This window comes from Pseudomonas sp. ACN5 (assembly GCF_002303975.1).
GTDB classification, from domain to species: Bacteria; Pseudomonadota; Gammaproteobacteria; order Pseudomonadales; family Pseudomonadaceae; genus Aquipseudomonas; species Aquipseudomonas laurylsulfatiphila.
Genome location: NZ_MRCP01000015.1, coordinates 186,968 through 193,273, shown reverse-complemented (window position 1 = coordinate 193,273; position 6,306 = coordinate 186,968). Strand labels below are relative to the sequence as shown.

Here is a 6,306-nt window from a genome sequence, read left to right as displayed (position 1 = left end):
GCATTGCCATTGGATTTCCTCCGGGATATGGTTTTGAGCACTTGAAGGGCTCACCCAGAGGCGCAGGCTTGTTCCTATCGTCGGTCTAGCCAGATGCATTCTTTATCGGCGCTTGGGTGAAAGGAGGAGGGGCGAAATCTCCCACGGATCTGTACTGCGCTAACAGTCAGAATCGGGCTTTGTCCCTCCTCCTCCCTTCAAGTCCTACCATACAAGCGGGCTTGCTCGCGAAGGCGGGGTGTCAGGCGACGGTGATGTTGGATGTGCTGGCCTCTTCGCGGGCAAGCCCGCTCCCACAGGGATCTCTGGTGAACACAAGATTTGTGTATGGCAGAGATCCAATTGTGGGAGCGAGCGTGCTCGCGAAGGCGATGTATCAGGCAACTCCGATCTCAGATCCGAAAACTCCCCACCAACTGATTCAACCGCCCGGCCTGTTGCTCCAACTCGGTACAAGCGCGCAATGTCGATTGCAAATTCTCCACCCCTTGCTGGTTCAGGCTGTTGATCCGGGTGATGTCGACATTCAAGGCCTCGACCACCGCCGTCTGTTCTTCCGTGGCGGCGGCGACGGACTGGTTGACGTTGTCGATCTCGCCGATGCGCTGGGTCACGCTGCCCAGGCGGGAGCCGGCGAGGTTGGCGATGGTGACGCTTTCTTCGCTGTGGCGCTGGCTCTCGGTCATGGTGGTGACCGATTCCCGTGCGCCCACTTGCAGCTCTTCGATCATCTGCTGGATTTCCAGCGCCGAGGCCTGGGTGCGTCCGGCCAGGCTGCGCACTTCGTCCGCCACTACCGCAAAGCCACGACCCGCTTCACCGGCCCGCGCCGCTTCAATGGCCGCGTTGAGCGCCAGCAGGTTGGTCTGTTGGGAGATGCCCTTGATCACTTCGAGGATCTGTCCGATGTTCACGGTCTTGTCGTTGAGTACTTCGATGTTGGCGCACGAGGCACTGATCTTTCCCGACAGTTCGTTCATTACCTCGATCGTGCGTTGCACCACCTGGCGTCCGTCTTCGGCCTGTTGCCGGGCACTGGACGCCTGATGCGAGGCATCGCTGGCGTTGTGGGCGATCTCCTGGGCGGCCGCGCCCAACTGGTTGATCGCCGCCGCCACGCTGCTGGTGCGGGTGGATTGATCGTCGAAATTGCTCAGCGAAGCGTTCGATGCATCCAGCACGCGCCGCGCCCCTTCATTGACACCGAGGGCCGCCGAGGACACCTGGCGCATCGACTGGTGGATGCGTTCGACAAAGCGGTTGAAGGCGGTCGCCAGTTGGCCGATTTCATCCCGCGATTGCACCTGCAGGCGCCGGGTCAGGTCGCCTTCGCCGAGGGAGATATCCTCCATCACGCGGGTCAGCACTTGCAGCGGCCGGGTAATGCGCCGCGCCGTGTACCCGATCAACAGCAGGCCGAGCAGGGCCGAGCCGCCACCGAGGAGCAACTCCAGCGCGGTGCTTTGCACGCCTTGGGCATCGAGCTCTTTTTGCAAGGTGGTCACCGGCGCCAGCAAGACGTCTTGCGGCACGCCGACCAGCACGCCCCACGGCGCGGCGCCGGCAATCGGTGACAGCGGCTCAAGCACCTCGATCTGCCGGGCGTCGACAAACACCTTGGGTTTGCCCTGGTGCAAGGCGTCCATCACCTCGATGTTGTCCATCGGCTGGCCGAGGCGGCTGACGTCCTGGCTGTTGGCAGAGATCACCCCGCGCGGGCTGACGATGCTGATCTGACCGTTGCCTTCGAACAACTCACGGGCGCTGGCCTGGCTGTTCTGTTGCAGGGCGGCGAGGTTGATGTCGAGCCCGACCACGGCGATCACCTTGCCGTTTTCCAGCAGCGGGAAGGCCACGCTGGTCACCAGTTTGCGGCTGCCGGACGCCTCGTCGAAATAGGGCTCGAGCACACAGGCCTGACGGGTGTCGCGGGCACAGGTATAGAAGGCGTTGTAGGGCGCGCCGCTCGGCCCCGGCTCGGTGTTGGCGAGCAGGCCTTCGTCGCCGATCACCGCTTGCAGTTCGCCCGGTTTGCTCTGCACCCAATACAGGGCGAAGCGCCCGGTTTCATTGCTGCCAATGTCCGCCTGGTGGGCGAAAACAGCGTCGTCGCCGTCGAGTCCACCGGGTTCGAAAATGACATAAAGCCCGAGCAGGTCGGGCTTGTCGATCAGGGCCTGGTGAAGCTGGGTACTCAGCTCCCGGCGCAGTTGCTGGCGGGTCAGGCTGCCCTGTTGTTGCAGCTGTCGCAGGTACAACAGGTAGCGCGATAATCCCTGGCCGTATTCGTGGGTCTGTATGAAGGTGCGTTGCACTTGCATGGCCTGCACTTTGCCCAGGGCCTGCATGTGCTCCCTGGCCGCATTGGCGAGCATGTCACCGCTGGCTTGTGCAACCTGCCGGCTGCTCTTGTGGGTCTGATAGAGCGACAAGCCCATCAACAAGCCGACGACCAGCAGCAGGCAGAGCCCGGCGAGGAGGGCGATCTTGCTCTGGATCGTCAGGAGTTTCTTGTGCATTGGAAATACCTTTTTCCACGTGGGCAATGACGCTGCCATTGCCCACGACCGAGGTTAGAAACCGGTGACGAACAGCAGTTGGGCATAGACGTTCCGGTCGTTGTTGCCCAGTTGCGTGCCGCCGTTTTCGGCGCTCTTGTCCGGCTGGAAGATGCCCACCAGCGGCATCACGGTCAGGTGGTCGTTGACGTGCCATTCGGCATACAGGTCGACTTCGTGGCCGTCGGTATTGCCCAGGCTGCGGTCGATGGTGTCGAAGTTGAAGTACAGCGCGCCCAGGTTAAGGTTTTCCAGCGGCGAGACTTTCAGCCCGACGTTCTGAATCCGCGAGTTGCTGTTGAACGGCCCGGCATAGTTGCCCGCCACTTCACCCTGGAACCAGGTGCCATAACCACGGCTCATACCGTAGAACAAGGTGTCGTAGCCTTCCGAGAAGCGGCTGTAGCGGTAGCTGACGTTCGGGGTCCAGATCGCGTCGGAGAAGGTCCAGCCCGCTTCCAGGTACCAGGCGTCTTCGGTGGCGGCGTGGGGTTTGTCCTGCTTGGCGTACTCACCGGACAGGAACAGGTCTTTCACCCCGGCATTGCCCGCCGCGCGCAGGCTGTAGGTCTTCATGCCGTCGCGTTCGAGCTGGATCGGCGAGGCGTACTGCTCGTCGATGTCGGTGGTCTTGATGTAGGTCAGGCCCACCGTGCCGGCCTCGGCCACGTGCTCCAGGGTGCCGACGTACATTTCGGTCTTGGCCTGGGCGCGGTTGTCGGACTTGAGCCACATCAGGTCGCTGCGCCAGCCTTCCTTGCCGCCCAGACGCAATACGGCGGTTTCGTCGAAGGCTTTGCGGGCGGCCAGGTAGTAGGCGCCACCACGGTTGAACTCGCCGTCGGCCAGGCCCTTGCCCATGTTCAGGGCGTCGCCGTTGATCAGGAAGCCATCGCCGACCACGATGTTCTGGCGGCCGAAGGACAGGTCCACACCGTCCTTGCCCAATGCGCCAAACAGGTCGGCCGAACGCCAGCCGAGGTAGGCGTCTTCGAACTTGGTGGTGCGTTCGGTGCCATCGCTGAAGCCGGCGGCATCGCCATCGCCCCAAGTGCCGGAGCTGAGCAGGTTGCCCGCGCCGTAAGCCGTGCCCGCACCGCCCAGGCCCTTGTCGAAACTCAAACCGTATTTGATGTAGCCCTCGCGCCACGACGAGGAACCTTCGTCGAGACGGCCGGACAGGGCGTAGTTTTCCTGGCTGTGGAAAATGCCGAACGCGGCTTCGAGGGTAGCGTTCAGATGGCTGTCGTCATCGGCGTACAGCTCATAGGCATTGGCCTGGCCGGCGCTGATCATCAGCGCGAGCGTCGAGAGACGAAGCAAGGGGGACTTGAGCATGGTGTGGCATCCGTTCTTGTTCTTGAGCGCAGGTTTGCGGTCTGCCCGGATACTAAGTCGCGGCTTTCGTTTGCCCTTTTCCCTGTTTGCCAATTAGTTGGTTGTGCATGCCAGATTGTCCGGTTTGGCAGCCCCGCCAACATAACTGGCACGCAGGGCAAAACCTGCGTACCGGCGACCACCGACAATCCCCACCAAGCTGCCGAAGCACCCTGGCCTCGGCGTTTTTTGGTGTTGTGTTCGCCTGCTGGCGAGCGCGTGGATTTTCAAGGGCGTTTTCTTATGTTCACTTCGCTGCGTTTGTCCCTCATCGGCTTGCTGTCCTTCACCCTGGTTCAAGCGGTGTCTGCCGCCGAGTGCGCCACGGATACCCAGCGTGGTGCCGCAGTGTTTGCCACTGAGTGCAGCGTCTGCCACGCGGTGACCCAGGGTACGACCGGGATGATGGGGCCGAATCTGTTCGGCGTGTATGGGCGCAAGTCCGGCTCGCTGCCGGGCTTCAGCTACTCCCAGGCCATGCGCGACAAAGACGTCAGCTGGCAAGCCGAGAACATCACGCAATTGATCACTCAGCCCCAGGCCTTCGTGCCGGGCACCTACATGCCGTACATGGGCCTGGCTTCCGCCGACGACCGCCAGGCGGTCGCATGCTTCCTCAAAGAACAACATTGATCAGTCGAATTTGCGCCTGACAACCACCAACCCCTGTGGGAGCTGGCTTGCCAGCGAAGACGGCCTTGAGTCGGCTCCTGCACCTGAATGAAAGGTGAATTATGAGCAACGTTGAAATCCTGCCCCAGGTGGCTGCATTCCTCGAGCGTCGTCACGGCTGCTTCATTGACGGCCAGTGGGTGTTTGCCGAGGGCGACAGCATCGCCGTGGTCAACCCGGCCACCGGGCAAACCCTGTGCGAAACCCTGGATGCGCCGCTGGAGATCGTCGAGCGCGCCGTACAGTCGTCGCACAAGGCGTTCAAATCCGGCGTGTGGTCGAGCCTGCGCCCGGCCGACCGCGAGCGCATCCTGCTGAACTTCACCCGCCTGGTCGAAGAACACGCCGAAGAACTGGCCCAACTGGAAACCCTGAGCCAGGGCAAGTCGATCAACATGGCCCGCGCGCTGGACCTGAACGCCACCGTGGAATTCATGCGCTACATGTCCGGCTGGGCGACCAAGATCGAAGGGCAGACCTTCGACGTGTCGATCCCCCTGCCACCGGGCGCGAAATTCACTGCGTTCACCAAGCGTGAGCCGGTGGGCGTGGTGGTCGGCATCGTGCCGTGGAACTTCCCGCTGCTGATCGCCAGCTGGAAGCTGATGCCGGCCCTGGCCACCGGTTGCACGGTGATCATCAAGCCGGCGATGGAAACCCCGCTGACCGCCATGCGCCTGGCCGAGCTGGCGCTGGAAGCGGGCATCCCGGCCGGCGTGTTCAACGTGGTCACCGGTGGCGGTGCCTCGGTCGGTGGCGTGCTGACCTCGCACCCACTGGTGAGCAAGGTGTCGTTCACCGGTTCCACCGCCGTGGGCAAGAGCGTCGGCGTGGCGTGCATGGAAAACATGACGCGCTTCTCCCTGGAACTGGGCGGCAAGAACCCGATGATCGTGCTCGCCGATGCCGACATCGAAAAAGCCGTGCAAGGGGCGATCCTCGGTGGCTTGCTGAACAACGGCCAGGTTTGCGCTGCGGCATCGCGCTTCTATGTGCACCGCTCGATCCACGACAGATTCGTCGAGGCCCTGGCCTCCGCGGTCTCGGCGATGCCGATTGGCGCGGGCATGAACGGCGACGCGGCGATCAACCCGCTGGTGTCGCGCAAGCAACAACAAAGCGTGCTCAAGCACATCGAACTGGCCCGCCGGGAAGGTGCGCGGGTGGTCACCGGCGGTGAATTGCTGGAGGGCGACGGCTTCTTCGTGCAGCCGACCATCCTGGCGGACATCGACCACAGCATGGCCGTGGCCCGCGAAGAAGTGTTCGGCCCGGTACTGGGCGTGATGCCGTTCGACGACGAAGACGCCGTGATCGAACTGGCCAACGACAACCGCTACGGCCTGGCCGCGAGCCTGTGGACCAATGACCTGGGCAAAGCCATGAACCTGGTGCCGCGTATCGAAGCCGGCACGGTGTGGGTCAACGCCCACGTGCTGCTCGACCCGGCAATGCCGTTCGGTGGCGTCAAGCAATCGGGCATGGGCCGCGAGTTTGGTCGAGCGGTGATCGAGGCTTACACCGAGCTCAAGTCGGTGTGTATCGCGCATTGATCAACCTGTAGGAGCGAGCTTGCTCGCGAAAAACGTCAAGATAATGCGGTCTTGTAGGAGCCGGCTTGCCGGCGATGGGCTCAAGTGCGCCGCGTTTATCCGGTTCACACGCGTTATCGTTAACGACCATCGCTGGCAAGCCAGCT

General features: G+C 62.6%; 3 protein-coding genes and 2 pseudogenes. 2 read left to right on the top strand and 3 right to left on the bottom strand.

Translation table 11 applies throughout. From position 1 onward, the window contains the following. Nucleotides 1–392: 392 nt before the first annotated feature. From BSF40_RS33625 to BSF40_RS25035, 3 genes and pseudogenes are all read right to left on the bottom strand, one after another. A pseudogene (locus BSF40_RS33625) lies at nucleotides 393–1,418 on the bottom strand (methyl-accepting chemotaxis protein); the annotation flags it as partial. Between the two features lie 372 nt (nucleotides 1,419–1,790). Continuing rightward, nucleotides 1,791–2,321, bottom strand: a pseudogene (locus BSF40_RS33620) (cache domain-containing protein); the annotation flags it as partial. A 252-nt stretch (nucleotides 2,322–2,573) separates the two neighbouring features. Then, nucleotides 2,574–3,896 carry a hypothetical protein gene (locus BSF40_RS25035; RefSeq protein ID WP_095967246.1) on the bottom strand — a complete coding sequence of 441 codons (1,323 nt, stop codon included), beginning with the start codon at nucleotides 3,894–3,896 and terminating at the stop codon, nucleotides 2,574–2,576. A 282-nt stretch (nucleotides 3,897–4,178) separates the two neighbouring features. Here BSF40_RS25035 and BSF40_RS25030 point away from each other — a divergent pair, with 282 nt between their 5' ends. Then, nucleotides 4,179–4,568, top strand: coding sequence for a cytochrome c family protein (locus BSF40_RS25030; RefSeq protein ID WP_095967245.1), 390 nt, complete (start codon nucleotides 4,179–4,181; stop codon nucleotides 4,566–4,568). A gap of 101 nt (nucleotides 4,569–4,669) precedes the next feature. After that, nucleotides 4,670–6,160, top strand: a complete 1,491-nt coding sequence (locus tag BSF40_RS25025) for an aldehyde dehydrogenase family protein (protein ID WP_095967244.1) — start codon at nucleotides 4,670–4,672, stop codon at nucleotides 6,158–6,160. Nucleotides 6,161–6,306: the final 146 nt, after the last annotated feature.